The following is a 26,177-nucleotide window of genomic DNA, read 5'->3' on the forward strand; positions in this document are numbered from 1 at the left end:
CGGAGGACGCGCTGACGTTGATTGAGCGGCTCGATCCGGACCGGGAGCCGGGTCGGCTGACCTTCATCACGCGGATGGGCGCGGACAAGATCCGCGACCGGTTGCCGGAGCTGGTGGAGAAGGTCACCGCCTCTGGTGCGCGGGTGGCGTGGGTGTGCGACCCGATGCACGGGAACACCTTCGAGGCCGCCTCGGGCCACAAGACCCGGCGCTTCGACGATGTGCTCGACGAGGTCAAGGGCTTCTTCGAGGTGCACAAGGGCCTGGGCACCCACCCGGGCGGCATCCATGTGGAACTGACCGGCGACGATGTGACCGAGTGCGTGGGCGGCGGTGACGAGATCTTCGTCGACGACCTGCACCAGCGCTACGAGACGGCCTGCGACCCCCGGCTCAACCGCAGCCAGTCCCTGGATCTGGCCTTCCTGGTCGCGGAGATGTACCGGGACCAGTAGCGATCACACCGTGGACAGGCCGGTGGGGCGCGGATCACATGGATTCCGCGCCCCACCGGCATTGTGAGCCCCGGCCGGACTGGGTAAGGTAAGGTTAACCTCACCGATCATGGTGAGGTCGGCCGTCGGATCCCAGTGACGGGGGTGAATCGCGTGTACGTCTGCTCATGCTTCGGCATCACGGAGAAGCAGGTGCGCGAGCACGCCGATTCCGGTGCCTGCACCCCCCGCCAGATAGCCGGCGCGTGCAAGGCCGGCACCGACTGCGGATCGTGCGTCCGGAGGATCCAGATGCTGCTCGGCCGTGGGGCGTGCCCCCGGCGCGAGCTCGTCGACCAGGGTGACCCAACCGCGCTCGTCGCTGACGCTGCGCTCACCGCCGAGGCCGCCTGAGCGAAGCCGGAGCCGTCGGCCTACTTGCTCTTCACCGAGGGCCCGTCACGCTGCTCGACGAGCTGGGCGATGTAAAGAGGCTCGCCGAGCTTCTCCAGAAGGTCCAGCTGGGTGTCGAGGTAGTCGATGTGCTGCTCCTCGTCGGCGAGGATGCCCTCGAAGATGTTGGCCGAAGTGATGTCGTCCTTGGCCCGCATGACGTTGATCCCGCGCCGCAGTCGGTCGATGGCCTCCACCTCGACCTGCCGGTCCGCCTGGAACATCTCGCCGACCGTCTGGCCCACCCGGACGTGGAACAGCCGCTGGTAGTTGGGCAGCCCCTCCAGGAAGAGGATGCGGTCGGTCAGGAGCTCCGCGTGCCGCATCTCGTCGAACGACTCGGCCCGGGTGTGCTCCGCGAGCTTCCACCAGCCGAAGTTCTCCTGCATTTTGGAATGCAGGAAGTACTGGTTGATCGCAGTCAGCTCAGCGGTCAGCTGCTCGTTGAGAAACTCGATGACCTCGGGGTCGCCCTGCATCGCAGCGGCTCCTTCCAGACATGAACGGCAGGATGCGCGCATCCTCGCACCGCCCGCGAGTGCGGTCCAGTAAGTGCAGGCTTAGTACGAGTTGCCCCAATCCGCATTCCCCTGGTCACGAGCACCCTTCCCGGTCTGTCACCATGGATGCATGGGTCAGCCGGGAAGCCGTGAAGCGGAGCAGGTCGAGCTCCCTCCGGGGCAGCGGCTCCAGCGCGGCTGGCCGGTCATGCACTACGGACCGGTTCCCAAGTTCAAGCCCGAGCGCTGGGAGTTCAGGGTGTTCGGCGCCACCGCCGACGGGGACAAGCACTGCTGGACGCACGAGGAGTTCACGGCCCTGCCGTACACCACGGTGGTCGCCGACCTGCACTGCGTGACGAAGTTCAGCATGCTCGGGGCCGAATGGGGCGGGGTGGCCGCCCGTACGGTGCTGGAAATCGCGCCGCCGGCGCCCGAGGTCACCCATGTGATGGTCTGGGCCGAGTACGGCTTCAGTTCCAACCTCCGGATCTCCGACTTCGCCGCGGACCGGACGATCTTCGCCACCCACAAGGACGGTGAGCTGCTCACCGCCGAGCATGGCTTCCCGGTACGGCTGGTCGTACCGCACCTGTACGCCTGGAAGGGCCCGAAGTGGGTCCGCGGCGTCGAGTACATGACCGCCGACCGCCGCGGCTTCTGGGAGGAACGCGGCTACCACAACATCGGCGACCCGTGGCACGAGCAGCGGTACTCCTACCAGGAGGAGCCGGGCGACGGCCCGGAGCTCTAGGCCCTGACCGACCGGACAGGACCTAGGGCAGGTCGACGGAGGGGGTGCGGAGCTCCTTCAGCCGCGTCACGTCCGTCGTGTGGCCCACCTTGCGGCCAGGCGTCTCGATCACCAGCGGCACTCCCTCGGTCGCCGGGTGGCCGAACAGTTCGCCGAAAGCGGCCGTGCCGATGTGACCGGCGCCGATGTTCTCGTGCCGGTCCTTGTGAGCCCCCACCACGTCCTTGGAGTCGTTCGCGTGGATCAGCTTCAGACGGCCCTCCCCGACCGTGTCCACCAGCTCGTCGAGCAGCTCCTTCGTCCCGCCCGGCGCCGCCATGTCGTGTCCGGCGGCGAAGGCGTGGCAGGTGTCCAGGCAGACGCCGAGCCGCGGATGCCGCTCCAGCGCGTCGAAGTACGGTCCCAGATCCTCGACGAGTGAGCACAGTGACGTGCCCTGGCCGGCCGTCGGCTCGAGCAGCAGCCACGGATCGTCGTCGTCGTGGGTCAGGTCCTCCAGGAGCGGCAGCATGCGCTCCCGGACCTGAGCGAGGGCCACCTCCCGCGTACGCCCTCCGGTCGCCGAGCCGGTGTGGACCACGACGCCGAGGGCGCCGATGGCCCGGCCGCGGCGCAGCGAGTGCCGTAGCGACTGAACCGACAGGTCCGCCGTCGCCTCGGTGTGGGAGCCGAAGTTGATCAGATACGGGGCGTGGACGTACGCCGGGACCGACTCGTCGGCGCAGGCTGCGCGGAACGCCTCGTCCTGGCGCGGATTCCCCGGTGGTGTGGCCCAGCCGCGCGGGTTGGCGACGAAGACCTGGACGGCCTCGGCGCCGATGTCCCGGGCGTAGGACAGTCCGACGGAGGCGAGGCCGCCGGCCACCGGCACATGGCTGCCGACAGGGTTACGGGAGGAAACCGGTGCGCTGCTCACACCAGTCAGGGTCCCATGGGGGCGTACGGCCCGTACGGGCCCCATGGATCTCAGCGCACGCGGATCGTGACCGTGCTGCCCTTGGGCGCCTTCTGGCCGCCCTCCACCGACTGGTCGAAGACCTCGTCACCGAAGAAGAACCGGGTCACCTGCACCTCGAAGCCCGCCTTCTCCAGTTCGCGCCTGGCGTCGTCCTCCGACTCGCCCTCGACCTCCGGCACCTCGACCATCTGCGGGCCCTTGGAGACGGTCAGCGTGACCGTGTCACCCTTGGCCAAGGATGAGCTTTCGGCGGGGGACTGCCGGGCGACGGTGCCCTTCTCCTCCTCGGAGAAGACCCGCGCGGGGGCCACGCGGACCTTCAGCCCGGCCTCGCGCAGCTCCTGCGCCGCCTCGCCCACCGGGTCGCCGATCACGTCCGTCACCTCGATGGGCTCGCCCTTGCTGACGATGATCGCGACCGCTGACTCCGGCCTGCGCTGTGTGCCGGGTCCCGGCACGGTCGTGATGACCGAGCCCTGCGCCACGTCGCCGTTGAACTCCCGCCGGACCGTCCCCGGGACCAGTCCGAGCTGCTTCAGCTCATCCTTGGCCTTCGCCAGCGGGACGCCCTCCACGTCGGGGACTTTCACGCGCTCGGGGCCCTTGGAGACGGTGAGGGTGACCGTGCCGGTGTCGCGGATCCGGCCGCCCGGCCCCGGCTTCGTCTCGATGACTTTCCCGCGGTCCACGACCTCGTGGAACACCTCCTTGACGGCCACGTCCAGACCGGCACCGCGCAGCTTGCGCTCCGCCTCGACCTGCGGCAGTCCGCCGACGGCGGGCACGGTGGTGAACTGGCCGGAGTTGATGTACCAGACGCCCACGCCCAGGCCGAGCACCAGCAGAACAGCCGTGATCAGCGCAGGGATCCCGCGCCGGGGGCCACCCGGGTTCCGGTGCGCCCTCGGCGCCGCGGGCGGCGCCGAGGGAAGCATCTCGAGCCTGCTGGTCCGGTTCAGCCCGTCGTCGGCCGTCGGGCTCGCTACCAGCCGGGGGAGGACGCTCGTACGGTCCTCCGACCCCAGCCGCTCCTGCGCCACGGCCTGCGGCGGAACGGCGTCGAGCTGCTCGTCGGTGAGTACGGACCGCGCGTCGCGGGCCGCGGCCAGCAGTGCGACGGCGTCGGTGGGGCGCAGCTCCATGTTCCGCGCGGTGGCGGCGGCCACCAGCCCGTCCAGCTCGGGCGCCAGGCCCGGCACGGCAAGAGAGGGCGGCGCGACGTCCTCGTGGAGGTGCTGGTACAGCACCTGGGCCGGGGTACCGCCGTCGTGCGGCTTGGCGCCGGTCAGCATCTCGTACAGCACCACACCGCAGGCATAGACGTCCGCGCGTGTGTCGGAGGTGCCGTGCTCGATCTGCTCGGGCGCGAGATACGAGACCGTGCCGAGCAGCGAGCCGGTGGAGGCGGAGGTGTGGGTGTCCACGGCCCTGACGAGACCGAAGTCGGCGACCTTGACCCGGCCGTCGTCCCCGATCAGGACGTTCTCCGGCTTCATGTCGCGGTGCACAAGACCGGCGCGGTGCGCGGCGCCGAGGGCCGCGAGGACCGGCTCCAGCACGTCCAGGGCGGCGCGCGGCTGCAGGGCGCCGCGCTCGCGCAGGACGTCCCGCAGGGTGCACCCCGCGACGTACTCCATGGCCAGATACACGTACGTCCCGTCCATCCCCTGGTCGTACACGCCCACGACATTGGGGTGGGCGAGCCGGGCGACGGACTTGGCCTCGTGGATGAAGCGCTCGACGAACGCTCGGTCGGAGGCGAGGCCGGGGTGCATCACCTTGAGGGCGAGCACCCGGTCGAGGCGGGTGTCCACGGCCCGGTAGACCGTGGCCATGCCACCGACGGCGATCCGCGCGTCGACTCGGTAGCGGCCGTCGAGCAGATGCCCGACGATCGGGTCTCCTCCACTGAAGCCAGGGGAAGGGTCCTGGAGGGTCGTATCCACGATCACGCAGTCTACGAGCCGTCAGCGACACCCCAGGACACCCGCTCAGATGCGGAACGTGACTGCAGCCGAACGGTGACGGCGAACGCTGCCGCGCGATCGACCCGGCGCCGTGACGCAAGCGTTCCCGCCGTCCACGGCGAACGGACGGGAACGGATCGGCGTCATACGTGCGAGGCGGCACCCGGAGGCGGCGGATCTGCGTGGGTCGCGGCTGCGATGGCGCAGAGCTCCTCGAGCGCCGCGGTCCAGGCCATGCGCGCGTACTCGGCGTGTCGGTCCTTCTCCTCGTCCGAGGCGTCGAGCCCGGCAATGCCCGATTCCTCGACCGTGACCCGCGTGCCCTCGCCCTCCGGGGACAGCCGGAAGTCGACCAGGGTGGAGTCGTCGGCACCGGGCTGGGCGTCCGGCTTCGCGGCCATCCGGAAGCTGAGCCTGGACGGCGGCTCGACCAGCTCCACCCGGCCGTGGAACTCGCCGCGCTCGTCCCAGCGGAAGCGCAGCGCCCCGCCGGGCCGCAGATCCACCTCGGCGCCCCCGAAGGCGTACCAGACGCGGATGTGCTCGGCGACGGTCAGCACTCGCCAGACGCGGTCGGTGGGCGCCGGGACGTAGACCTCGCGGTCGATGAGGTCGGGGACCGTGCGGTCGCGGACCATGAGGACCACCTCCGCTCTCCACGCTATCCGCTCGGTCCGCGCTCCTCCCGCCGCCGGGATGTGGGTCGCCGCCGGGAGGCGGGCCACTACCGGAATGCGGGGCGCTCCGGGTCGAGTACGGCCAGGCCCTCGGCCGGGGAGGAGGCCTCGGCGAAGTGGCGGCGCGGGATGCGGCCCGCCCGGTGGGCCAGCCGCCCGGCCTCGACGGCGTGCCGCATCGCCTCCGCCATGAGCACCGGCTCCTGGGCGCGGGTCACGGCAGAGGCGAGCATCACGGCCGCGCAGCCCAGCTCCATGGCCAGGGCTACGTCCGAGGCGGTGCCCGCACCGGCGTCGAGGATCACGGGCACGCGCGCGTGCTCGGTGATCAGCTGGAAGTTGTGCGGGTTGCGGATGCCGAGGCCGGAGCCGATGGGGGAGCCGAGCGGCATGATCGCGGCGCAGCCCACGTCCTCCAGCTTTCGGGCGAGCACCGGGTCGTCGTTGGTGTACGGGAGGACGGTGAAGCCGTCGTCGACCAGGGTCTCGGCGGCGTCCAGCAGCTCGACGGGGTCGGGCAGCAGGGTGCGCTCGTCCGCCACGACCTCCAGCTTGATCCAGGAGGTGCCCAGGGCCTCCCGGGCGAGCCGGGCGGTGAGCACGGCCTCGCCCGCGGTGAAGCACCCGGCCGTGTTCGGCAGGACCCGGATCCCGAGCTTGTCGAGCACGGACAGCACGGAACCCTGCACGGTCGGGTCGAGGCGGCGCATGGCCACCGTGGTCAGCTCGGTGCCGGAGGCCACGAGCGCGCGCTCGAGCACCTCGAGGCTTGGGGCGCCGCCCGTACCCATGATCAGCCGGGAGCCGAACGTGGCGTCGCCGAGGTGGAAGAGATCGTCGGCCACGGGACTCAGCCTCCCTGAACCGCGGTCAGGACCTCGACGCGGTCGCCGTCGCCGAGTCGCGTGGTGGGCCACTCGCCGCGCGGGATGACCGCCTCGTTGACGGCGGCGGCGACGCCGGAGGAGGCCGTGGTCAGGGTCGCGACGAGTCGGTCGAGGGTGGTGCCGTCGGGCACGTCGCGGGGCTCGCCGTTCAGGGACACGGTCAGCACGGACACGGTCATGCGGAGCGCTCCTGGAGTGCGGGGGCGAAGCGTCGGGGGGAGAAGGGCCGGGCCACGTCGGGGAGTTCACCGGTGGTGAGGACCTCGGCCATCGCCTCGCCCGTGATCGGTGTGAGCAGCACCCCGTTGCGGTAGTGGCCGGTCGCGAGGTGCAGACCCGGCAGCGCGGTCGGGCCCAGCAGCGGCGCGTTGTCGGGGGAGCCGGGGCGCAGTCCGGCGCCGGTCTCGACGAGCGGGAGTTCGGTGATGCCCGGTACCAACTCATGGGCGTCACGGAGGAGTTCGTAGACACCACCCGCGGTGACGGTGGTGTCCCAGCCCAGCTCCTCGCTGGTCGCGCCGACCACCAACTCCCCGTTCTCGCGGGGCACGAGATACAGGTGCCCGCCGCGTACGACGGCCCGGACGGTCCGGGAGAGGAACGGCGCGTACGGTCCGGGGATGCGCAGCCGCAGCAGCTGGCCTTTGACCGGGCGCACCGGGGGCAGCACCTCGTCCGGGACCCCGGCCAGCCGCCCGCTGCGGCTGCCCGCCGCGAGCACGACCTGCTCGGCGGCCAGCTCGGTGCCGTCCTCGAGGACCGCTCCCGTGGCTCGGCCCTGGACGACCGAGAGCCGTCGGACCGAGGAGCGGTGCAGGACCACCCCGGCCCGCTGGCAGGCCGTGACCAGTGCCGCGGCCAGCCTGCGGGGGTCGGTCTGGTGGTCGCCGGCCACCAGCACGCCCCCGCGCACGCCAGGCGCGAGCATGGGCTCGAGGCTCCGGCATTCGCGCCCTGTCAGCCACTGCGAGTCGAGGCCGGTGCGCAGCTGGAACGTATGGAGCTCCCGCAGATGGGCGCGGTCGTCGGAGTCCAGTGCGACGGCGATGGTGCCGCAGGCGCGGTAGCCGGTGTCCTGGCCGCTCGCCTCCTCCAGCTCGGCCGTGAACTCCGGATAGCGCTCTGCCGAGGCGAGGTTGAGGCCCAGCAGCGTCTCCTCGCCGTAGTGGAGCTCGGTGACGGCCGCCAGCATTCCGGCGGCGACCTGTGCGGCGCCCCCGCCCGGTGACGGGTCGGCGACGGCGATGCGCAGCCCGCGCTGTGCGGCCCGCCAGGCTGTCACCAGGCCGATGACGCCGCCCCCGATGACGAGGACGTCGTACGGCGTGCGCGGACCGCATGAACTGCTGCCGTCGGGCACGTGCATGGGCATCCAGCCCCTCCCTTCGCCGGCATGACCCGGATCAGGTTCGTACGGTCGGAGGCCGGCCAGCCTCCCTCTCAGCCCGGTGCGTCCGGGCTCCCGCGAGTGCTCTAGGCTCGCCACCTTAATGCCTGGCCCCAATGCGCAGTAAGGGAGCAGTCCATGGTCCGGTCCCTGGACGGTCTCATATTCGCCCCCGTGTCCGACCAGGCGCCCGGTCAAGTGGGCACCCGGACTCGCTTCCACTACCACGAGGCGGACGGCCGGATCTGGGCCGAGTACGTGGGCGGCGACATCGTCCGGGGGTACCTCGTCGGCACCCGGGACGGCGATCGGCTGGACTTCCGTTACGTCCAGCTGAAGCAGGACGGCGGCACGTCCTCGGGGCACTGCGCGAGTACGGTCGTGCCGCTGCCCGACGGCCGGATCCGGCTCGAGGAGCGCTGGGAGTGGGAGTCGCAGGAGGGCAGCGGCACCAGCGCCGTCGAGCAGATCATCCCCTGATCCTGTTTGTCGCGTCCCACCGGCTCCGCTGAACTTGATGCCGCATCAGAGATCTCGACCGGCGCTCCCATGGCCTTCGGCATGGGAGGTGCCCCCACGCGGCAGGCAGTACGGCCGTCCTAGAGTGATCGTGTGAGCGAGGACAGGCAGCAGACAGCGCAGCGCATCGTGATCGTGGGCGCGGGTATGGCCGGGGTGCAGACCGCGGTCGCCCTGCGGGAGCAGGGCTGGAAGGGCGCCATCACGCTGCTGGGCGCCGAGCCGCACCAGCCTTACGACCGCCCGCCGCTGTCCAAGGCCGTGCTGCTCGGTAAGGCCGACGGCTCCACCCTGGACGTCGATTTCTCCGCCCTGGGCATCGAGCTGCTGCTCGGCCGCCATGTCACCGCGCTCCGCCCCGCCGACCGCGTCGTGGAGACGGCGGCCGGGCCGGTGCCGTACGACCGGCTCGTGCTGGCCACCGGCGCCGAGCCGATCACGCTCCCCGGCAGCGAGGGCGTACCGGGCGTGCATGTGCTGCGCACGGTCGACGACGCCGAGCGGCTGCGCCCCGTGCTCACGCAGCGGCAGGAGGTCGTGGTGATCGGCGCGGGCTGGATCGGCGCCGAGTTCGCGACGGCGGCGCGCGAGGCCGGCTGCCCGGTCACGGTCGTCGAGGCGGCCGACCGCCCCCTCGCCGGGGCGCTGCCCGCGGAGGTCGCCGAGCACATGGCGGCGTGGTACGCCGACAGCGGCGCCCGGCTGATCACCGGCGCGCGGGTGGCCGAGGTCGAGCAGGGCGCGGTGCTGCTGGCGGACGGGACCCGGCTGACCGCGGACGCCGTCCTCGTGGGCATCGGCGCCAGGCCCTCGACCGGCTGGCTGGAGGGCTCGGGCGTGGAACTGTCCCCGGACGGCTCCGTGAGCGTCGACGAACGGCTGCGCACCTCGGTGCCGGACGTGTACGCGGTCGGCGACTGCGCGTCCTTCCCGTCCGGCCGGTACCGCGAGCGGCTGCTCATCCATCACTGGGACAACGCCCTGCAGGGACCGCGCACGGTCGCCGCCAACATCGTCGGGGGAGAGGCCGAGGGCGTGATCTACGACCCGGTGCCCTACTTCTGGTCCGAGCAGTTCGGCCGGTTCGTGCAGTACGCCGGGCACCACGCCGCGGCGGACGCCACCGTGTGGCGCGGCGATCCGGCCGGGGCGTCATGGTCGGTGTGCTGGCTGCGGGAAGGAGCGCTGATCGCCCTGCTCGCGGTCGGCCGGCCGAGGGATCTGGCGCAGGGGCGCAAGCTCATCGAACACGGGGCGCGGATCGACCCGGAGCGCGCTGCCGACCCGTCCGTGCCCTTGAAGGCGGCGGTGCTGCGGTAGCCGCCGAAGGGCGGGTCGGTGGGCCGCCCGGCCGCGCTCCGCTACCGGCTGTCAGTGCGGGATGGCAGGCTAGAGTCCGTGACCGAGATTGACACGAAGACCGATGCCCTCGTTCCCGCCTGGCTCACCCTCCCCGACGTCGCTGAGCGGCTCGGTGTGGAGGTGACCCGCGTCCGGCAGCTGGTCAAGGAAGGCCAGCTGATCGCGGTGCGCCGGGGCGAGAACCGAGTGCTGCAGGTGCCGGCGGCCTTCATCGGCGACGGCAAGGTGGTCAAGGGCCTGTCCGGGACCCTCACGCTCCTGAAGGACGACGGCTTCACCGACGAGGAGATGCTGGAGTGGCTCTTCACTCCGGATCCGAGCCTGCCCGGCACCCCCGCGCAGGCGCTGCGCGAGAATCGCGGCACGGAAGTGAAGCGCCGCGCCCAGGCGCTCGCCGTCTGACCCACTGAAACCGTAGGGCGTACGGGCCGGGGTGCCCTCCGGTCCGTACGCCGCCGAGCCTTGGGGGGACCCACTCATGGCCACCGCCACCGCACGTGCCGACGCCGGATATGCCGCCACGGTGCGCGAGCAGCTCGCCGGCGCCCTGCTCTACCTGTGCACCGACGCGCGCAAGCGCCAGGGCGACCTGGTGGAGTTCCTGGACGCCGTGCTCGGCTCCGGCGTCGACATCGTGCAGCTCCGGGACAAGGGCATGGAGGCGGGCGAGGAGCTGGAGCACCTGGCGGTGTTCGCGGACGCCTGCCGACGCCACGGCAAGCTGCTCGCGGTGAACGACCGGGCCGATGTCGCTCATGCGGCCGGTGCCGACGTGCTGCACCTGGGACAGGGCGATCTGCCGGTGCCGGCCGCGCGGGCTCTGCTCGGCGGCTCGGTGGTGATCGGACGGTCCACGCACGCCGAGGCGGAGGTGGCCGCGGCGGTCGCCGAGCCCGGCGTCGACTACTTCTGCACCGGCCCCTGCTGGCCCACTCCCTCCAAGCCGGGCCGTCCCGCCCCCGGACTGCCGCTGGTGCGGTACGCCGCCTCTCTGGAGCCCGTACGGCCCTGGTTCGCGATCGGCGGAATCGACGCGTCCAACCTCGACGAGGTGCTGGATGCGGGAGCCCGGCGCGTCGTGGTGGTGCGAGCGATCACGGAGGCCGACGACCCGGGCGAGGCGGCGGCGGACCTCGCGAAGCGGGTGCGCGAGCGCAGCGCGTGACCGGGCGCGTTGTCCGAGTGGTGGACAAGACCCGGGCCTACCGGGCATATCGTACGGTTTGGTTGGGGCTCCGCCGGGTGGCTGGTTAACCTGCCCACATGGCCCTCGGCACTGCATCCACCAGGACGGATCGAGCGCGTACGGTCCGTGACTTGCTTGCCTCGGGCAAGCGGTCCTATTCGTTCGAGTTCGCCGCCCCGAAGACCGAGAAGGGCGAGCGGACGCTCTGGAACGCCATTCGCCGGATCGAGGCGGTCGCTCCGACCTTCGTCTCCGTGACCTACGGTGCCGGCGGCTCCTCCCGCGACGGGACCGTGCGGGCCACCGAGCGGATCGCGACCGACACCACCCTCACTCCGGTCGCCCACCTCACCGCCGTCAACCACTCGCTCTCGGAGCTGCGCAACATCATCGGCCGCTACGCCGACGCGGGCATCCGCAACATGCTGGCGCTGCGCGGCGATCCGCCCGGGGATCCGATGGGCGAGTGGGTGCCGCATCCCGAGGGGGTGCAGTACGCCGCCGACCTCGTCCGCCTGATCAAGGAGTCGGGCGATTTCTGTGTGGGCGTCGCCGCCTTTCCCGAGATGCACCCGCGCTCGATGGACTGGGAAACGGACATTCATCACTTCGTCGACAAATGTCGGGCGGGTGCGGATTTCGCCATTACGCAGATGTTCTTCTACGCGGACGACTACCTGCGGCTGCGCGACCGGGTAGCGGCAGCCGGCTGCACCACTCCGATCATCCCGGAGATCATGCCCGTCACGAACGTCCGGCAGATCGAGCGGTTCGCCCAGCTCAGCAACGCCGCGTTCCCGCCTGAGCTGGCAGAACGCATCTTGCGGGTCAAGGATGACCCGGGCGCTGTACGCTCCATTGGGATCGAGTACGCAACGGAGCTGTGCGCGCGTCTGATGTCCGAGAACATTCCCGGGTTGCACTTCATTACCCTGAACCACTCCACGGCGACTCTGGAAATCTACGAGAATCTGGGACTGCATCAGCAGTCCTGACGGATTTGCCGACAACCGGCGGAAGAGGGGCGTACATGGGCTGGACGGTCCTCTACATCGCATTCGGCATCGTCGCCCTGTGGCTGCTGGGCGAGGTCCTGCTGCAGTACAAGGCGCGATTGCGCTGGCGACTGCTGGCCTTCGTCGGCTTCCTGGGCGTGGTCCTGGGCGTACTGATGCCGTCGGTGGTGGTCATCGGGGTGGGCGCGAGCGCGTTCGCCATCGGGCAGACCTTCGTGACGCTCTCCTTCCGGCGAGGCTTCACCCGGGGCTGGGCGGTCCGTAGTTTCCCCGGTGTGAACCGCTGGCGCGACGAGGACGACGAGCTGTTGGAGTCGTCCGAGCCGACATTGGAGGTCTCCGACCTGGAGGCCATGTCCGCGGGAGACCCGGACGGGCAGTACAGCCCATCCGGGCAGGAGGTCTATCAACCGCAGCCGATGCCGGACGACACCGGGCAGTACGGGGTCTACAGCGACTCGGCATACGGATCGGACCAGCAGAGCGCGTACGGAGCGGACCAGCAGAACTTCGCGACCTACGGCGACTACGGTCAGGATCCGCTTGTGGACCAGAACGCCTACGCGACCCAGTACAGCTACGGGGACGGGCAGTACGCCGCGTACTCCGACCCGTACATCGGCACCGGTGGCGGGCAGCAGTACGACCAGTACGCGCAGACCTACGACCAGCAGCAGTACGACTACACCAACGGCCAGTACGTGGCCGACCCGTACGGGGTCGCGGGGCAGCCGTACGGCGACACTCCGGCCGGTGGCGTCTGGGTGCCGCAGCAGCGTGACGGCGAACAGCAGGCCGGCTATCAGCCCACCGGGGACGAGCAGCCGTATCCGTACCAGCAGGGCTACAACACCGGCTACGGCGAACAGTACCGCTACTGACCGGCCGGTTACGGGGCCGGGTCCTCCTGGCCCCGCGGGCGGTGGTCATCCCGCGGTCGGTGGTCACTGCGAGCCGCGCCAGTCGGGCCCTTCGGTGATCAGCCCGGCGACCAGCGCGCCCGACATCCCGGTGTGCGCGAGACCCCCGCCGGGATGGGCCGAGCCGCCTGTCAGATACAGCCCCTCCAAGGGAGCGCGGTTGTCGGCGCGCAGAAACCTCCCCCGGTCACCGGCCAGCGCCGGCCCGGGCACGGAACCGCCCGGAGCACCCGTCTCGCGCTCGAGGTCGGCGGGCGTCCGCACCTCGCGCCACAGCATCCGCTCCGCGAGGTCCAGCCCCGCCGCATCGACGGCGGCGAGGACCTGGTCGGCGTAGTGGTCCGCCAGGCCGTCGGCCGTCCAGTCGAGCGCGCCGTCGCGATCCGGCTCCCAGTCGCGGTGGCCGTCACCGGCCGACCGGCGGGCCCCGTCGGCCGCGCGGTGGCGCGGCACGGTCACCGAGAGGACCACCGACTCGTGCCCGTCATCCGGGCGCAGCGCCACGTCGTCGGGGCGCAGCACGGTCACCGTCGGCCGTACGCACGCAGCGCCCGACCGCCCGTCGAGAGCAGCGAGCTCGGCTGCCCGATCGGCTGCGTGGATCACCGTCCGGTGCGGCGCGTCCGCCGGGCGTGCCCCGCGCAGGGCCAGCAGGACGGCGAACCGGCCGTATCCCAGCAGCCCCTCGTCCGGCCAGTCCGCCCCGGCCTTGGACGGTGACCAGAGCTCGCTGTACAGCCGCCGCGCGTCGATGCCCGACACCACGGTGTCCGCCTCGACCCGGGCGCCGTCGACCAGCTCGATCCCGAGGGCCCGCTTGTCGTCGAAAGCCACCTCGGCCACTTCCGCGCCGAAGTGGAACTCCACTCCACGGGCGCGGCAGCGCTCGAACAGCGCGTCGGCGAGGGCCCGCATCCCGCCTGCCATGTACCAGGTGCCGAACGTCTGCTCCATGTAGGGCAGGACGGTGGCGGCGGCGGGAACCTCGCGCGGATCGAGGCCGTACGCCAGGGCGTGACTCTCCAGGAGGGCGGTCAGCCGGGGGTCGCTCAGCTCGCGCCGGGCCGTCTCGGCGAGGGTGCCCGCCCGTGGGGGGCGCAGGAACGGTCGGCGCCTGCGGCCCACGGCCGGGTAGGGGTCGCGTTCGGGTACCGAGCCCTGCCGCAGCGGTTCCTCCAGCAGCGGTCTGCGGGTCGCGTGCCACGCGTCCCCCGCTCGGCTGATCAGATCGCTCCACCGCTCGCCCGCGCCCGCACCGAGCGCGGCGTCCAGCGCGGCCACGACCCCCGCCCGCGACGCGTTCGGCAGCGCGAGCTCCGTGCCGTCCGGGAAGACGTGCCGGCTCGCCGGGTCCACCTGGGAGAGCTCGACGCACCGCTCCAGTGGCTCCCGGCCGGTCTTGACGAACAAGTCCCGGTAGACGGCGGGCAGATGCAGGAGGCCGGGGCCGGTGTCGAAGCCGAAGCCGTCCCGCTCGAAGCGCCGCACCCCACCGCCGTACGTCTCGGTGCGCTCGTACACCGCCACCCGATGGCCTGCCACCGCCAGCCGGGCAGCAGCCGCCAGCGCGCCCATCCCGGCGCCGATCACCGCAATCCGTGCCATGGACGAGACCTTAGATCGGCAGTCGCCCGCCACGCGCGCGTGGGGTCGGGAACGGAGGTCTGAGTATGCGTACCTAGCCGCCGAGATGAGTAGCCGCGCGGATGGGCGCAGGCCTGCCCAGACGGAAGAGTGGAGGCCACGGAGGGGGACGCAGCGCCGACACCGCCGACACGGGGCGGCGGTACGGCGCGGCACCCCGTCCGGGACGGGGGAGCACCACCGGGGTACGGGGGAGTACCACTCCGGGGGTGCACGGGGAACGGGGATACGGGGGAATGCGGGGGAAGCGCTGTCCTGACGCGGCTCGGGGGGATCGAGCCGTGCCGGGACAGCGCACCTTTTTCGTCAGGCCCTGGTCCGCTTCGTCAGGTCCCTGTCCGCGCGGCGTCACCCACCGCTGACCCTGCCCTGAAGGAGCCGGGACAGCGCCGCGTGCACATCGTCGAGTGACCGCTCCGGCTGGAACGCCTGCCAGTCGAGCGCCGCCACCAGCACCATGCCGACGAGCGCGGCGGCGGTCAGCGGCACATCGATCTCGTCGTTGAGCTCCCCGCGCTCCACGGCTTCGTGCAGCACCTTCTCCACCACCGCAACCGCCTGTTGCCGCACCACCATCAGCGTGGACTGCCAGGCGCGGTTGGTCCGCCACAGCTCCGCCACGTAGAGCTGGGTGAACGCCGGATAGCGGTCGATGAAGACGAGCCCCGCGCGGATCATCGCGTCGAGTGCGTCCACCCGGCTGCCGCCGCGCTCGATGGTGTCGTCGGCGGCCTGCTGGAGCGAGGCGGTGAGCAGCCCGACGCCGTGCCGCAGCAGCTCCTCGAAGAGCTCCGTCTTGCTCGCGAAGTTGTAATAGACCGTGCCCTTCGCCACCCCGGCCCGCTCGGCGATCTCGTCGACCGTGGTGGACGAGAAGCCCTTTTCGGCGATGAGGGTGACGGCCGCCTCGTAGAGCTTGGCGCGGGTGGCTCTGCGGCGGGTGCTGCTGCTGTCCATACGGACGATTCTGCCTGCCTTCAGGCGGGTCCCGGTCACAGGCTGAGCTCCGGATGCAGCCGGTCGAGTGTCCAGACCTGCTTGCGGCGGGCCGACCACGCGGTGAGCGCTAGGGCGCCCACGGTGTACGCCGTCAGCACCGCGCAGCCCTGCCACACCGGTTCCAGACCGCCGCCCGTGATGAGCCGGCGCAGGCCCTCCACCACGTAGGTCATCGGCAGGAACGGGTGAACGGCGTTGAAGAAGCCCGGACTGGTCTGCACCGGATACGTGCCGCCCGCCGAGGTCAACTGGAGCATCAGCAACGCCAGCACCAGGATCCGGCCCGCGGGTCCGAACCGGGCGCCCAGCCATTGCACGACGGCCGCGAAGCAGGCGGTGGTCAGCACGAGGAAGCCCACCGTCCCGGCCGCCCGCGCCATCTGCAGGCCCAGGGCCCAGTGCAGTACGGAGATCAGCGCCGCCGTCTGCAGCACCCCGAGTGCGGCGACCGGCAGCCATCCGGCCAGCGCGACGCGCCAGGAGGAGGCGCCGGCGGCGAGCGCACGGCGGTTGAGCGGCTGGATGAGCATGTAGCAGACCATCGCGCCCACCCAGAGGGACAGCGGGATGAAGTACGGCGCGAAGCCGGTGCCGTAGTTGGGCGCCTTGTGCAGGGACTGCGCGGCGAGCCGCACCGGGTCGGCCATCACCTCGGTGCGGGTGTCCCGCTCCTTCTTGCCGTAGTCCGGGATCTTCTCGGCGCCGTCGTGCAGCCCGCCGGCCAGCCTGCTGGAGCCGTCAACGAGCTTGAACATGCCGCCGTTGAGGGTGTTCGCTCCGGTCGAAAGGCGGCCGATGCCGCTGTCGAGGTCCAACGCGCCCTGCTGGGCGTCGCCCAGGCCTGTGTGCAGGGTCCGCGCGCTCTTGGCGACCGCCTGGGCTCCCTTGTTCAGGGCGTTGATCCGCGCCACGGCGGATTCGAGGTCGCTGCCCAGGGTGGGGGCGCGCGCGGCCAGGTCGAGCGCCATCCGGCGCACCTCGTCGAGGTGGGATGCGAGTTCGTCGAGGTTCTTGTGGTCTTGGACGAGCTCGTTGAAGCTCTCGGCCGCGTCCGCCGCGGAATCGGCCGCGTCCACGGCCTTCTTCAGGTCCGGGCAGTCGAGGACGACCTCGACCTCGACCTTCCCCGCGCAGCGGCGGGCGTAGTGCGCGGCCAGCTTGTCGGAGGCGAGACGGGTGTCCCTGGCCGCGTTCGCGGCGTCGGTGGGCAGGTCGCCGAGGTCGTTCTTGAGCCGTGTGCTGGCCTGAGCGACGAGCCGAGCGCTGTCGCCGATCTCCTTGCCGTGGTCCTTCAGAAACGGACCGGCTTTGTCAGCCATGTGGTTGGCCCGGTCGGCGAGCGCCTGGGTGCCGTCGGCGACGCGCTGTGAGCCGTCTCGGAGCTTGCGGGCTCCGGTGTGCAGCTTCGTGACGCCGTCGTGGAGATCCCCGCTGCCGTCCTTGGCGTCGGTCAGGCCGTCCGCGAGGTCGCCCGCGCCCTTTCTGGCTTCGCCGATGCCTCCGCCCAGGTCGTCGGCTCCCTTGGCCGCCTTCTCCGTCGCTCCGTGGATGTCGGAGAAGGAGACGAAGATCTTGTCGAGGAAGCCGCGGGACGTCTTCGACGACGCCGCGGACCGCACCTCGGAGAACACGGTTCGGGAGATCTCGCCGACGATGTAGTTGTTGGCGTCGTTGGTGTGCACCTGGAGGGCACCGGTCTCCGGGCTGTCACCGGAGCTGGAGGCGATGCGCCTGCTGAAGTCGTCCGGCACGGTGAGCGAGAGGTAGTACCTGCCCTCCTCGAGGCCGCTGCGGGCTTCGGCGGGGCTCACCTCGTGCCAGTCGAAGGTCTTGCTGTCCTTCAGGCCGCTGGCGATGTCATCGCCGGCGGCGACCTTCTCGCCCTTCACGGTGGCGCCCCGGTCGGAGTTGACGAGGGCGACCGGGATCTTCTCCAGCCGGCCGTACGGGTCCCAGAAGGACCAGAGGTAGAGCGCACCGTAGAGCAGCGGCAGGAGCAGGAGGGCTGCGAGTGCCGCCCGTGGGAGCCTCCCCCTGCCGAACCGCTTCAGTTCAAGCGCGGCCAGTCTCGGCGAGCGCATCCGCCGCCCCCTGTTCGTTCTCGTCGCTTTCGTCGTTCTCGGCGTCCTGGCCGTCCTGGCCGACCTGGCCGACCCGGTCGTCCTGGTCGCGAGGCGCAGTCGAGACCACCACCGCCCCATCCGGCGCCTCGCTGCACACCGCAACGACGGTCGTTCCGCCCTCCGCCACGCTCCGGAGCATCGCCCAGGCCTGGTTGCGTTCTTGGGCCGCGAGCCCCAGATCGGTGTCGTCGACGGCAAGCAGCCGTGGCCGCCCCACGAGTGCCAGCGCCACCGACAGCCGGAGCGACTCGAGCCGTCCCAGATCCCGCACTGCCGTACGCGGACCCTTGGGGAGGGACTCCACCTGCAGTCCGGCGGTGGTGAGTGCGCAGCCGATCCGGCGCCGGCCGTCCGCCGTGCGTTCGTGCCGCGGCCGCAGCAGGGCGCGCAGCGATCCGTTGAACCGGCGCTGCAGCAGCGCCCGTTCGCGCAGGTGCTCGCCGACGGTCAGCGCGGGATCCAGCTCGGCGACGGCCTGGACCGGGCCGAGGGCCGTGATCCGGCGGACAGCGGCCATCTTCTTGCGCAGCCCCAGTCCGGCGATCTCCGCATGGCCCGCTGCTGCGCGCATACGCCCGGTGAGTGCGAGCAGCAGACAGGTGCGGCCCGAGCCCGACAGGCCCTCGATAGCGATGAGCGCGCCGGGTTCCGCATCGATGTCGATGCCCCGGAACGCCCAGCCCCGAGGGCCTCGGACCCCGAAGTTCACGGCCCTGACCGCTGCCCCGTGCGGGGTGCTGTCCACGAGACCCTTCCTCTCCCCGGTTTTGCACTGACTGGTCAGTTCAAAAGTATGGCCCATCGTGGGCCCGCGGCTCAAGCCGGGCTCACGCAAGGCCGCCCGGCTCGGGGAGACTGCCTGGCTCGGGGAGCCGAAAATCGTGGGAAAGCGCAGGTCAGAGCCGATTGTCAGTGGTGTGCCCCACGATGTGGTCATACGGCATCGAGCCGTCCGCGAGGACAGGAGGTTCGTCATGGCTGCCAGGCCCGCCCGTCGTCACACCGTCACCCCTGATGCAAGTGCTGCGCGTTCTCTCAGCGCAGGGCACCGACGCCGCAGCAACCGTCCCGATCCTTCGTCGGCCGGCCCGGCCCAGGACGTGCACCCCGTCGTGCGCCGGGCCGCGGCGCCGCCCGAGGCCCTCGGTCTGCTGGCTCAGGCCCGTCAAGGGCTCGACGAGGCAGCGGAGTTGGAGACTCCGAACGAGCGCTACGCCACCGCACACCTCGCCGCGCTGCGCACCGCCGCGGCCGTCCTGGCCGTCCGTGGCCGGCCCGAGACGGTGCCGCCTCGCGGGCAAGGGGCCTCCCCACGGCGAAGCCGTAGGGGACGGATCCGCAGCGCTTGGGAGGTGTTGCCCGAAGTCGCACCCGAACTCGCCGAGTGGAGCGTGCTGTTCGCATCCGGCGCGAGCCGCCGGGCCCGTGCCGAGGCGGGGATACGGAACGCGGCGAGCCGCCGGGACGCAGATGATCTGATCCGGGACGCGGGGCTGTTCCTGCGGATCGTCGAGCGGCTGCTGATGCTGCAACCCTCCCTGCCGCAACCTTCGGCGGAGGCCCGGTCCGACGCCGGATGACCTCCGGAGGCAATAGGGTGGGAACTGCCTGCACCAGTTCGTTTCCCGCCGCCCGCGGCGGTCCCGCGCCGAGGAGCCACCCGCTGTGTCCGACCCCATGCGTCCCCGTGCCGCCCTCCGTACCGCCGTGGTCTGGGATGTGCTCCAGGAGGCCCTGAACCGCCGGGTGAAGGCGGCGGGCCGGGAGGCCCTCGATGTGCTCGACACCGGTGGCGGGACGGGCAAGTTCGCCGTTCCGACAGCCCGGCTCGGCCATCGGGTGACCGTGGTCGACCCCAGCCCCAACGCGCTGTTCGCGCTGGAGCGCAGGGCCGCAGAGGACGGTGTCGCCGATCGGGTGCGCGGGGTGCAGGGTGACGCCCATGGCCTGTTCGACGTCGTCGAGCGCGGAGGTTACGACGTGGTGCTCTGCCACGGCGTGCTGGAGTACGTGGACGACCCTGCCGAGGGCGTGCGGAACGCCGTAGACGCCCTCCGCCCGTCCGGGACGCTGAGTCTGCTCGCGGCGGGACTGGGGGGAGCCGTCCTGGCCCGGGCGCTCGCCGGGCACTTCACGGAAGCACGGCAGGCGCTCTCGGACCCGGACGGCCGGTGGGGCGAGGGCGACCCGGTGCCTCGCCGGTTCACCGCCGACCAGCTGAGCCGACTGGTCACGGCGACGGGCCTGGAGGTCAGTGCGGTGCACGGTGTTCGCATCTTCTCCGACCTCGTGCCGGGTGGGCTGGTCGACACCGAACCCGGCGCGGTGGAGGCCCTGCTCAAGCTCGAGGCGGCTGCGGCCGAGCACCCGGCCTTCCAGTCCGTGGCCGCGTCGTTGCATGTGCTCGCCGAGCGGGAGGCCGGCTGAACCGGAATCCCTCCGGCCGCCACCGTGGAGGGGCCTGGTCGGAGCCGGAGCGCCGGTGTTCCAGCCGCCGCCGGTGACGTGCGGGACCTGGCCCTGATGGGCGTGCATGCAGTACGCCACAGGCCACCCGATCAGGCGCATAGGCCCGTATGATCGGGGGACACGGTCCGGCGTGACGGACGGGAGGCTCGGGAATGAGTGTTCCAGAGCCTGTTCCACCGCGCCGGTCCGGAATGGCGAATTGGCGCAGAGGGGCGGGTTTCACGGGGGCGAATCCCTGCCTATCCTGAAAGGGTCGCACCCCGGTCGCCCCCCGCGACCGACGAGTAGGAGGACTCCGTGCCGCTCTCGGAGCACGAGCAGCGAATGCTCGAGCAGATGGAGCGAGCGCTGTACGCCGAAGATCCCAAGTTCGCGACAGCGCTTGAGGGAAGCGGGCTGCGCACGTACACCCGGCGACGGGTCTACCAGGCGGTCGCGGGCTTCCTGGTGGGTATCGCGCTCCTCATGGCCGGAATGGTCGCACAGGAGATCTGGATCAGCGTGGTGGGCTTCCTCGTCATGCTGGGGTGCGCAGTGCTCGCGGTCACCGGATGGCGCAAGGCGCCCAAGCCGGGTGAGCAGCAGACGGACGGGGCCGCCCAAGGAGGTCACCCGCGCCGCCACCATCCCAGGCAGCGTCGGTCGATGATGGATCGCATCGAGCAGCGGTGGCAGCGCCGCCGCGACGAACAGGGTCACTGACCTGCCGTAGGTGGTGCGGCCTGCGGCAGCAGCACGTCAACCGGGCAGCAACAGGCATGCGTGTGGGCGGCCACCCGAGAGTGGCCGCCCACACGCATGCCTGTTGCTGCCCGGCTCCGCGCCCTCAGCTCTCCTGTCGCCCGGGCCTGAACCGGGAGAGCGCTGCCAGCCAGCGCTCCACATTCCACCGGGCGGTCACCCCCGACCACCATCGGGAGCACGCCCACACCACCCGCACCGCGGAACGCGGCGCCAAGCTGGCCCGCAGCTGAGCCCCAGGACCGGCCTGGGCGCGCAGACCCGCCCTGACCCGCCGTACGTCGGCCGCCAGCCCCGCTGTGGGACGCGGCCGCGGCGCGTACAGCACCTGTTCCACCGCGTCCGCGACCCGGTGCACCGACGCGGCCCCCGCATCGTCCAGCCGACCGACGGTGACGATCCGGGCCGCGGCCTGGCGCGGCGTCTGGGAGTCGTCGGGCAGGATCCCGTAGTCCCACGAGGAGTCGATGAGCTCGCGCCACGCGGCCAGAATCCGGTCGGCCGCCTCGCCTTCCGACAGGGTGCGGTCCGGCTGGTCACCGGGCGCCGGAGGCTCGCCGTCGAGGGGCTCTGCGGAACCGGCCGGAGTTCCGCCGGGCGAGATCTCCGCGCTCCTGCTCGCGCCCGCCAACCGCCGCCGACGGACCCCCGAACGCCCCAGCAACGGCAACAACGGCAGCACCAGGATCAGCAGCACCAGCGCCGTCCTGACAAGGATGCTGCCCCAGGGCAGTCCACGGTCCGTCGGCTCGCCGCCCCCCTGCTGGGCCGCAGTACCGCACTCACCCAGCTTCTTCAGCTCGGGGCCGCAACTCTCCGATGCCGACGGCTGAGCCGAGGGTGCCGCCGAGTCAGTGGGCCGTGGCGCCACCGGGTCGATGCCGCCCCCGGACGGTGTCTCCTCCAACGTGTACGCAGGAGGGGTGCCACGATCCGGGGTGGGCTCGAACCGGGTCCACCCCACGCCTTCGAAGTAGAGCTCCGGCCAGGCGTGCGCATCCTTCAGACCGACCGACATCAAACCGTCCGCCCGCGCGGAACCGGGCGTGAAGCCCACCGCCACTCGGGCCGGGATGCCCAAGGTCCTCGCCATCGCGGCCATTGAGAAGGAGAAGTGAACGCAGAAGCCCTCCTTCGCTTTCAGAAAGCGGGTGATGGCCTGCGTCCCGCTGCCCGTCTCCACATTGGTGTCATAGCTGAACCCTCCCTCGGAGGAGAACCAGTCCTCGAGCTTGGCCGCCTCCTCGTACGCGTTGGAGGCCCCCGAGGTCACCTCGCGCGCCGTCCGGCCGACCACATCGGGCAGGGAGTCCGGGACCTGCGTGTACTCCCGCAGCAGCTCCGTCGGCGGTGGCGGAGCGGTGGCCAGCTGCGCGGCGGTGGGCTGCATCAGCAGGCTCGACACCCGATACTGCGCCCCCCGCGTCGTCTGGCCGCGATCCCCGACCAGCGTGCGGCCCTCGGGCTCGAACCGCCATCGCCCCTGGATCCCCACCCGGGTGGCCGGGTAGGGCAGCGGCAGCCAGTTCTGGCGATACCAGTCGGCCGCCGCGATGGTGGTCTCGATCGCCGTCGTCCGTACGCGCGTGCCCAGCCCCACGGGGGTTGGGAGCGTCGCCGGGACATCGGTGACCCTCCGCTCCGAGGGCTTCCAGGAGGCGCCGTCGAACCGGTCGAGCGCGACGATCCGCAGATACAGGTCCTGAGTGCTCTCCGCCGTCGTCCGGTAGGTGAGCACCTCTCGGTTCTCCGGCTGGTTGAGGCTGTTCTGCAGGGACACCAGGGGATTCACCGCGGAGATCGTGCCGCTTCCCGGTCCCGTACCCGTGCCCTGACCTCGCGCGTAGAGCAGCCCACCGCTCAGCGACGGCAGCACGGCGGGTACGAGCAGCGCGATGCCCAGGGCCATCGCGCCGATGCGCCGCCCGGACCGCACCGGCGCCGTCGCCGGGCCTCCGATACCCGGCTCCAGCCCCGCCCCCAGCCTGCTGGGACCGCGAGGCGAGCCCGCGAAGACCCGCCCCCACTGCGACAGCCGGTCCCGCCCCTCGGCGAGGAGCAGCAGCAGATAGCCGCCGGCCGCAAGGAGGAACCACAGCCAGCGCGCCCCGCCCTGGGACAGCCCTGCTGCGACGGAGTACAGCGCCAGCAGGGGCAGCCCGGCCGGTGCGGCGCTGCGATAGGTGACCGCGAGTGCGTCCACGGTCAGGCCGATCACCAGCACCCCGCCGACCAGCAGCAGCCGTATGCCATCGGTCACCGGTGCCGGAATCGCGTACCGGCCCACGTCCATGCCGCCCTCGGCCAGCAGCCGGCCGAACTCGCGGACCACATCCGGCCCCGGCAGCACGCCGCCCATCGCCTGCTCCCGGGCGAAGAGCAGCGTCAGCAGCAGCAGCGCCACCAGCGTCTGCACCGTCACCGTCAAAGGCCTGGCCAGCGGAATTCTGCGGGTCACCGCGCCGGCCCCGGACACGATCGCCAGCAGCAGCGCCGCCTGCAGGATCCACCCGGCAGGATCGACCAGCGGCAGCAGCGAACCTGCCGTCATCAGCGTGGCCAGCGCCGCGCAGACCGTGATCCGTCCGCGTCCGCTCATAGCCCGCCGCCCGCCAGGCCTCCCGCCGGAGCCCCCGTCTTCCTGCGATGTCGGTCGGCCTGCCGCCACAGGGCGGCCAGCGAGTCGCCCGGCACCACCGGCAGCACCGTCCAGCCCGACTCCCGCAGCAAGCGCACCTGCTCCTCGAAGGCTCCCGGCTCGGCGCCCCGGTTCTCACGGGACCAGGCCACACTGTCCAACAGAAACGCCAGCCCGGCTCCGCTGCGCTGCCGCATCCGGGCCACCAGCGCCGTCTGCTCCTCGTCCAGGCTGCCGAGGAAGGCGACCAGCAGCCCCTCTCGTCCACCGCGCAGCACGTCGTACGCCCGGGACAGGCTCGCCTCGCCGGAGTGGTCCACCACCGCGAGGCTGTCCAGCAGCAGTCCGGCCGTGTCCGTAGAGTCCCCGGCGAAGCCGCCTCCCCCGTCGGGGCCGGGTATGGAGCTGCCGGTGTCGGTCAGCAGCCGTACCGAGAAGCCCCGCTCCAGCAAGTGCGCCGACACCGAGGCCGTTGCCGACACCGCCCATTCGAAGGCCGAGTCCGGACCGGAGCCCTGGTGGGCGCATCGCCGGGTGTCGAGCAGTACGGTGCAGCCGGCCCGCTGCGGCTGCTCCTCACGGCGCACCATCAGCTCTCCGTACCGCGCCGTGGACCGCCAGTGGACCCGGCGCAGATCGTCGCCGTGCCGGTAGCCGCGCGGGATCACATCGTCCTCGCCGGCCAGCGCCAGCGAGCGCTGGCGGCCGTCGCCGTACCCCGACGTCTCGCCCGAGAGTCCGATCGCGGGCAGCGGCTCGGTGCGCGGCACCACGGTCAGCGTGTCGTGCGCGCTGAACGACCTGGTCAGCTCGCACATCCTGAACGGGTCGGTCAGTCGCAGCTGCAGCGGCCCCAGCAGATAGCGACCGCGCAGGTCGGAGCGCACCCGGTAGGACACCTCGCGGCGCCCGCCGGGCTCCACCCGGTCCAGGACGAATCGCGGCCGCGGCCCCAGCACGTACGGCACCCGATCCTGCAGCATCAGCAGTCCGGTGGGCAGCCGGGAGACGTTGTCCACTCTGAGGTGGACGCGCGACTCCGAGGCGGCGGGCACCCGCGCGGGAGAGAGCCGACGGCCGCCCGCCACCCGGTACCGGGTGCGCAGCAGCGTGGCCACGCACACCAGCGGAAGTGAGGCCAGCAGCAGACCCACCCGGAGAAGATCGGCCTGCCCCAGGACGTACGCGCAGATCGCCGCCGCGACGCCGGCGGCGAGGAAGGACCGGCCACGGGTCGTCAGCCCGCTGAGCGCGGCCCGGAAACCGCGGCCGTCGTCCTCCTCGTCCGCTGTCGACGCCGCTGCCGGGGACGACATCACAGCCTCCGCGCGCCGGGCCGCTGCGGGCCGAACGACGGCGGAACCGGTCGCTGCGGCGCACCGCGGTACTCCGGGGCGGGCACCGGCGTGTGCTGCAGGATCTCGCCGACGACCTGCTCGGCCGTGCGCCGGTTCAACTGGGCCTGGGCGGTGGGCAGCAGCCGGTGCGCCAGCACCGCCACGGCCAGCTCCTGCAGATCGTCGGGCAGGGCGTAGTCGCGGCCGCCGAGCGCCGCCGCCGCCTTCGCCGCCCGCACCAGGTGCAGCGTGGCGCGCGGCGATGCGCCCAAGCGCAGATCCGGGTGGTCGCGGGTGGCCCCCACCAGGTCCACCGCGTACCGTCGCACCGACTCGGAGACATGGACGGTCCGCACCGCCTCGACGAGCTTGACGATCTCATGGGCGTGCGCCACCGGTTGCAGGTCGTCCAGCGGGGAGACCCCGCCGTGCACGTCCAGCATCTCCAACTCGGCCTCGGCGCTCGGATAGCCGATCGACACCCGGGCCATGAAGCGGTCCCGCTGGGCTTCGGGGAGTGGGTACGTGCCTTCCATCTCCACCGGGTTCTGCGTGGCCACCACCATGAAGGGGCTCGGCAGCTCGTAGGTCTGCCCGTCCACGGTGACCTGCCGCTCCTCCAGTGACTCCAGCAGCGCCGACTGGGTCTTGGGCGAGGCGCGGTTGATCTCGTCCCCGATCACGATCTGCGAGAAGATCGCGCCGGGCTTGAACTCGAAGTCCCGCCGCTGCTGGTCGAAGACGCTCACTCCGGTGATGTCCGACGGCAGGAGGTCGGGAGTGAACTGGATGCGCCGCACCGAACAATCGATCGACCGCGCCAGTGCCTTGGCGAGCATCGTCTTGCCCACGCCCGGCACATCCTCGATGAGCAGATGCCCCTCCGCGAGAAGGACGGTCAGCGAGAGCCGTACGACCTGCGGCTTGCCCTCGATCACGTTCTCCACCGACCTGCGGATCCGCTCCGCTGTGGTGGTCAGATCCGTGAGGCTCGCTCGATCGTCATAGGTCGTCACCCGGCCCTCCTCGGCCCGTTCCCCGGGCCGAGGCCCGCTCGACGGACCCGGCCCACCCCGATGCATGTGCACCGCCCCCTGCGGAAGCCGGGGGCGATGCCACACCACGCATTCTTGCTGCCGATTCGGCTTCGCGTCACTCGGCTGTGGATAACCGGGGTTGTTATGTCAGAACTGGTGGGCTTTGCGG

At 71.6% G+C, this 26,177-nt stretch carries 26 protein-coding genes and 1 riboswitch; of the genes, 12 read left to right on the plus strand and 14 right to left on the minus strand.

Annotated elements, in window-relative coordinates; all coding sequences use genetic code 11:
* The coding region (locus ACTWQI_RS09595) for a 3-deoxy-7-phosphoheptulonate synthase (protein ID WP_443269348.1) at positions 1–455 on the plus strand (455 nt) is incomplete at its 5' end.
* Between the two features lie 144 nt (positions 456–599).
* Positions 600–848 (plus strand): (2Fe-2S)-binding protein, encoded by a 249-nt coding sequence (locus ACTWQI_RS09600; protein ID WP_443269349.1) that lies wholly within the window; start codon positions 600–602, stop codon positions 846–848.
* Between the two features lie 20 nt (positions 849–868).
* Here ACTWQI_RS09600 and bfr read toward each other — a convergent pair whose 3' ends face one another.
* Positions 869–1,366, minus strand: coding sequence for a bacterioferritin (bfr, locus tag ACTWQI_RS09605; protein ID WP_443269350.1), 498 nt, complete (start codon positions 1,364–1,366; stop codon positions 869–871).
* A gap of 151 nt (positions 1,367–1,517) precedes the next feature.
* On the opposite strand from bfr, the gene ACTWQI_RS09610 reads away from it, so the two are divergent.
* On the plus strand, positions 1,518–2,141 hold the full coding sequence (locus ACTWQI_RS09610; RefSeq protein ID WP_443269351.1) for a sulfite oxidase-like oxidoreductase: 624 nt from the start codon (positions 1,518–1,520) through the stop codon (positions 2,139–2,141).
* 22 nt (positions 2,142–2,163) lie between these two features.
* Here the strand turns inward: ACTWQI_RS09610 and ACTWQI_RS09615 are convergent, their stop codons facing one another.
* The 6 genes from ACTWQI_RS09615 to thiO all read right to left on the minus strand — a co-directional run bounded on the left by ACTWQI_RS09615 (position 2,164) and on the right by thiO (position 7,996).
* Positions 2,164–3,057 (minus strand): deoxyribonuclease IV, encoded by an 894-nt coding sequence (locus ACTWQI_RS09615; RefSeq protein ID WP_443269352.1) that lies wholly within the window; start codon positions 3,055–3,057, stop codon positions 2,164–2,166.
* A 50-nt stretch (positions 3,058–3,107) separates the two neighbouring features.
* Positions 3,108–5,045 (minus strand): Stk1 family PASTA domain-containing Ser/Thr kinase, encoded by a 1,938-nt coding sequence (gene pknB, locus ACTWQI_RS09620; protein WP_443269353.1) that lies wholly within the window; start codon positions 5,043–5,045, stop codon positions 3,108–3,110.
* Between the two features lie 164 nt (positions 5,046–5,209).
* The gene (locus ACTWQI_RS09625; protein WP_443269354.1) at positions 5,210–5,704 is read right to left on the minus strand and encodes an SRPBCC domain-containing protein; all 495 of its coding nucleotides are present in this window, start codon (positions 5,702–5,704) and stop codon (positions 5,210–5,212) included.
* Between the two features lie 86 nt (positions 5,705–5,790).
* Positions 5,791–6,588, minus strand: a complete 798-nt coding sequence (locus ACTWQI_RS09630) for a thiazole synthase (RefSeq protein WP_443269355.1) — start codon at positions 6,586–6,588, stop codon at positions 5,791–5,793.
* Between the two features lie 5 nt (positions 6,589–6,593).
* Positions 6,594–6,809 carry a sulfur carrier protein ThiS gene (thiS, locus tag ACTWQI_RS09635; protein ID WP_443269356.1) on the minus strand — a complete coding sequence of 72 codons (216 nt, stop codon included), beginning with the start codon at positions 6,807–6,809 and terminating at the stop codon, positions 6,594–6,596.
* Positions 6,806–7,996: a glycine oxidase ThiO gene (gene thiO, locus ACTWQI_RS09640; RefSeq protein WP_443269629.1), complete on the minus strand. Its 1,191-nt coding sequence runs from the start codon at positions 7,994–7,996 to the stop codon at positions 6,806–6,808. Before thiO ends, thiS begins: the two co-directional genes overlap by 4 nt.
* Positions 7,994–8,106, minus strand: a riboswitch (TPP riboswitch). It overlaps the preceding gene by 3 nt.
* A 49-nt stretch (positions 8,107–8,155) precedes the next feature.
* On the opposite strand from thiO, the gene ACTWQI_RS09645 reads away from it, so the two are divergent.
* The 6 genes from ACTWQI_RS09645 to ACTWQI_RS09670 all read left to right on the plus strand — a co-directional run bounded on the left by ACTWQI_RS09645 (position 8,156) and on the right by ACTWQI_RS09670 (position 12,981).
* The gene (locus ACTWQI_RS09645) at positions 8,156–8,497 is read left to right on the plus strand and encodes a hypothetical protein (RefSeq protein WP_443269357.1); all 342 of its coding nucleotides are present in this window, start codon (positions 8,156–8,158) and stop codon (positions 8,495–8,497) included.
* 132 nt (positions 8,498–8,629) lie between these two features.
* The gene (locus ACTWQI_RS09650; protein WP_443269358.1) at positions 8,630–9,856 is read left to right on the plus strand and encodes an NAD(P)/FAD-dependent oxidoreductase; all 1,227 of its coding nucleotides are present in this window, start codon (positions 8,630–8,632) and stop codon (positions 9,854–9,856) included.
* Between the two features lie 78 nt (positions 9,857–9,934).
* On the plus strand, positions 9,935–10,300 hold the full coding sequence (locus ACTWQI_RS09655) for an Rv2175c family DNA-binding protein (protein WP_443269359.1): 366 nt from the start codon (positions 9,935–9,937) through the stop codon (positions 10,298–10,300).
* A 76-nt stretch (positions 10,301–10,376) separates the two neighbouring features.
* The gene (gene thiE, locus ACTWQI_RS09660) at positions 10,377–11,063 is read left to right on the plus strand and encodes a thiamine phosphate synthase (RefSeq protein WP_443269360.1); all 687 of its coding nucleotides are present in this window, start codon (positions 10,377–10,379) and stop codon (positions 11,061–11,063) included.
* A gap of 98 nt (positions 11,064–11,161) precedes the next feature.
* A complete protein-coding gene (gene metF, locus ACTWQI_RS09665) occupies positions 11,162–12,079 on the plus strand; it encodes a methylenetetrahydrofolate reductase [NAD(P)H] (RefSeq protein WP_443269361.1) in 918 nt (305 codons plus the stop codon).
* A gap of 35 nt (positions 12,080–12,114) precedes the next feature.
* Positions 12,115–12,981, plus strand: a complete 867-nt coding sequence (locus tag ACTWQI_RS09670; protein WP_443269362.1) for a hypothetical protein — start codon at positions 12,115–12,117, stop codon at positions 12,979–12,981.
* Between the two features lie 63 nt (positions 12,982–13,044).
* Here ACTWQI_RS09670 and ACTWQI_RS09675 read toward each other — a convergent pair whose 3' ends face one another.
* The 4 genes from ACTWQI_RS09675 to ACTWQI_RS09690 form a co-directional block, all read right to left on the minus strand.
* The gene (locus ACTWQI_RS09675) at positions 13,045–14,625 is read right to left on the minus strand and encodes a phytoene desaturase family protein (RefSeq protein WP_443269363.1); all 1,581 of its coding nucleotides are present in this window, start codon (positions 14,623–14,625) and stop codon (positions 13,045–13,047) included.
* Positions 14,626–15,012: 387 nt separating this feature from the next.
* The gene (locus tag ACTWQI_RS09680; protein ID WP_443269364.1) at positions 15,013–15,621 is read right to left on the minus strand and encodes a TetR/AcrR family transcriptional regulator; all 609 of its coding nucleotides are present in this window, start codon (positions 15,619–15,621) and stop codon (positions 15,013–15,015) included.
* A 35-nt stretch (positions 15,622–15,656) separates the two neighbouring features.
* Positions 15,657–17,744, minus strand: coding sequence for a YhgE/Pip family protein (locus ACTWQI_RS09685; RefSeq protein WP_443269365.1), 2,088 nt, complete (start codon positions 17,742–17,744; stop codon positions 15,657–15,659).
* Positions 17,716–18,531: an ATP-binding cassette domain-containing protein gene (locus tag ACTWQI_RS09690; protein WP_443269366.1), complete on the minus strand. Its 816-nt coding sequence runs from the start codon at positions 18,529–18,531 to the stop codon at positions 17,716–17,718. Before ACTWQI_RS09690 ends, ACTWQI_RS09685 begins: the two co-directional genes overlap by 29 nt.
* A gap of 229 nt (positions 18,532–18,760) precedes the next feature.
* Here ACTWQI_RS09690 and ACTWQI_RS09695 point away from each other — a divergent pair, with 229 nt between their 5' ends.
* The 3 genes from ACTWQI_RS09695 to ACTWQI_RS09705 all read left to right on the plus strand — a co-directional run bounded on the left by ACTWQI_RS09695 (position 18,761) and on the right by ACTWQI_RS09705 (position 20,957).
* Positions 18,761–19,366, plus strand: a complete 606-nt coding sequence (locus tag ACTWQI_RS09695; protein ID WP_443269367.1) for an SAV_6107 family HEPN domain-containing protein — start codon at positions 18,761–18,763, stop codon at positions 19,364–19,366.
* An 85-nt stretch (positions 19,367–19,451) separates the two neighbouring features.
* Positions 19,452–20,213, plus strand: a complete 762-nt coding sequence (locus tag ACTWQI_RS09700) for a methyltransferase (protein ID WP_443269368.1) — start codon at positions 19,452–19,454, stop codon at positions 20,211–20,213.
* A gap of 339 nt (positions 20,214–20,552) precedes the next feature.
* On the plus strand, positions 20,553–20,957 hold the full coding sequence (locus ACTWQI_RS09705) for a DUF3040 domain-containing protein (RefSeq protein ID WP_443269369.1): 405 nt from the start codon (positions 20,553–20,555) through the stop codon (positions 20,955–20,957).
* Positions 20,958–21,081: 124 nt separating this feature from the next.
* Here the strand turns inward: ACTWQI_RS09705 and ACTWQI_RS09710 are convergent, their stop codons facing one another.
* From ACTWQI_RS09710 to ACTWQI_RS09720, 3 genes are read right to left on the minus strand one after another with little or no spacing between them, the layout of a single operon-like run.
* The gene (locus tag ACTWQI_RS09710; protein WP_443269370.1) at positions 21,082–23,595 is read right to left on the minus strand and encodes a transglutaminase TgpA family protein; all 2,514 of its coding nucleotides are present in this window, start codon (positions 23,593–23,595) and stop codon (positions 21,082–21,084) included.
* On the minus strand, positions 23,592–24,950 hold the full coding sequence (locus ACTWQI_RS09715; protein ID WP_443269371.1) for a DUF58 domain-containing protein: 1,359 nt from the start codon (positions 24,948–24,950) through the stop codon (positions 23,592–23,594). The genes ACTWQI_RS09710 and ACTWQI_RS09715 overlap by 4 nt, the downstream gene beginning before the upstream one ends.
* Positions 24,950–25,987, minus strand: a complete 1,038-nt coding sequence (locus ACTWQI_RS09720) for an AAA family ATPase (protein WP_443269372.1) — start codon at positions 25,985–25,987, stop codon at positions 24,950–24,952. Before ACTWQI_RS09720 ends, ACTWQI_RS09715 begins: the two co-directional genes overlap by 1 nt.
* Positions 25,988–26,177 lie beyond the last annotated feature (190 nt).

This window comes from Streptomyces sp. KR80 (assembly GCF_052245555.1).
GTDB lineage: Bacteria > Actinomycetota > Actinomycetes > Streptomycetales > Streptomycetaceae > Streptomyces.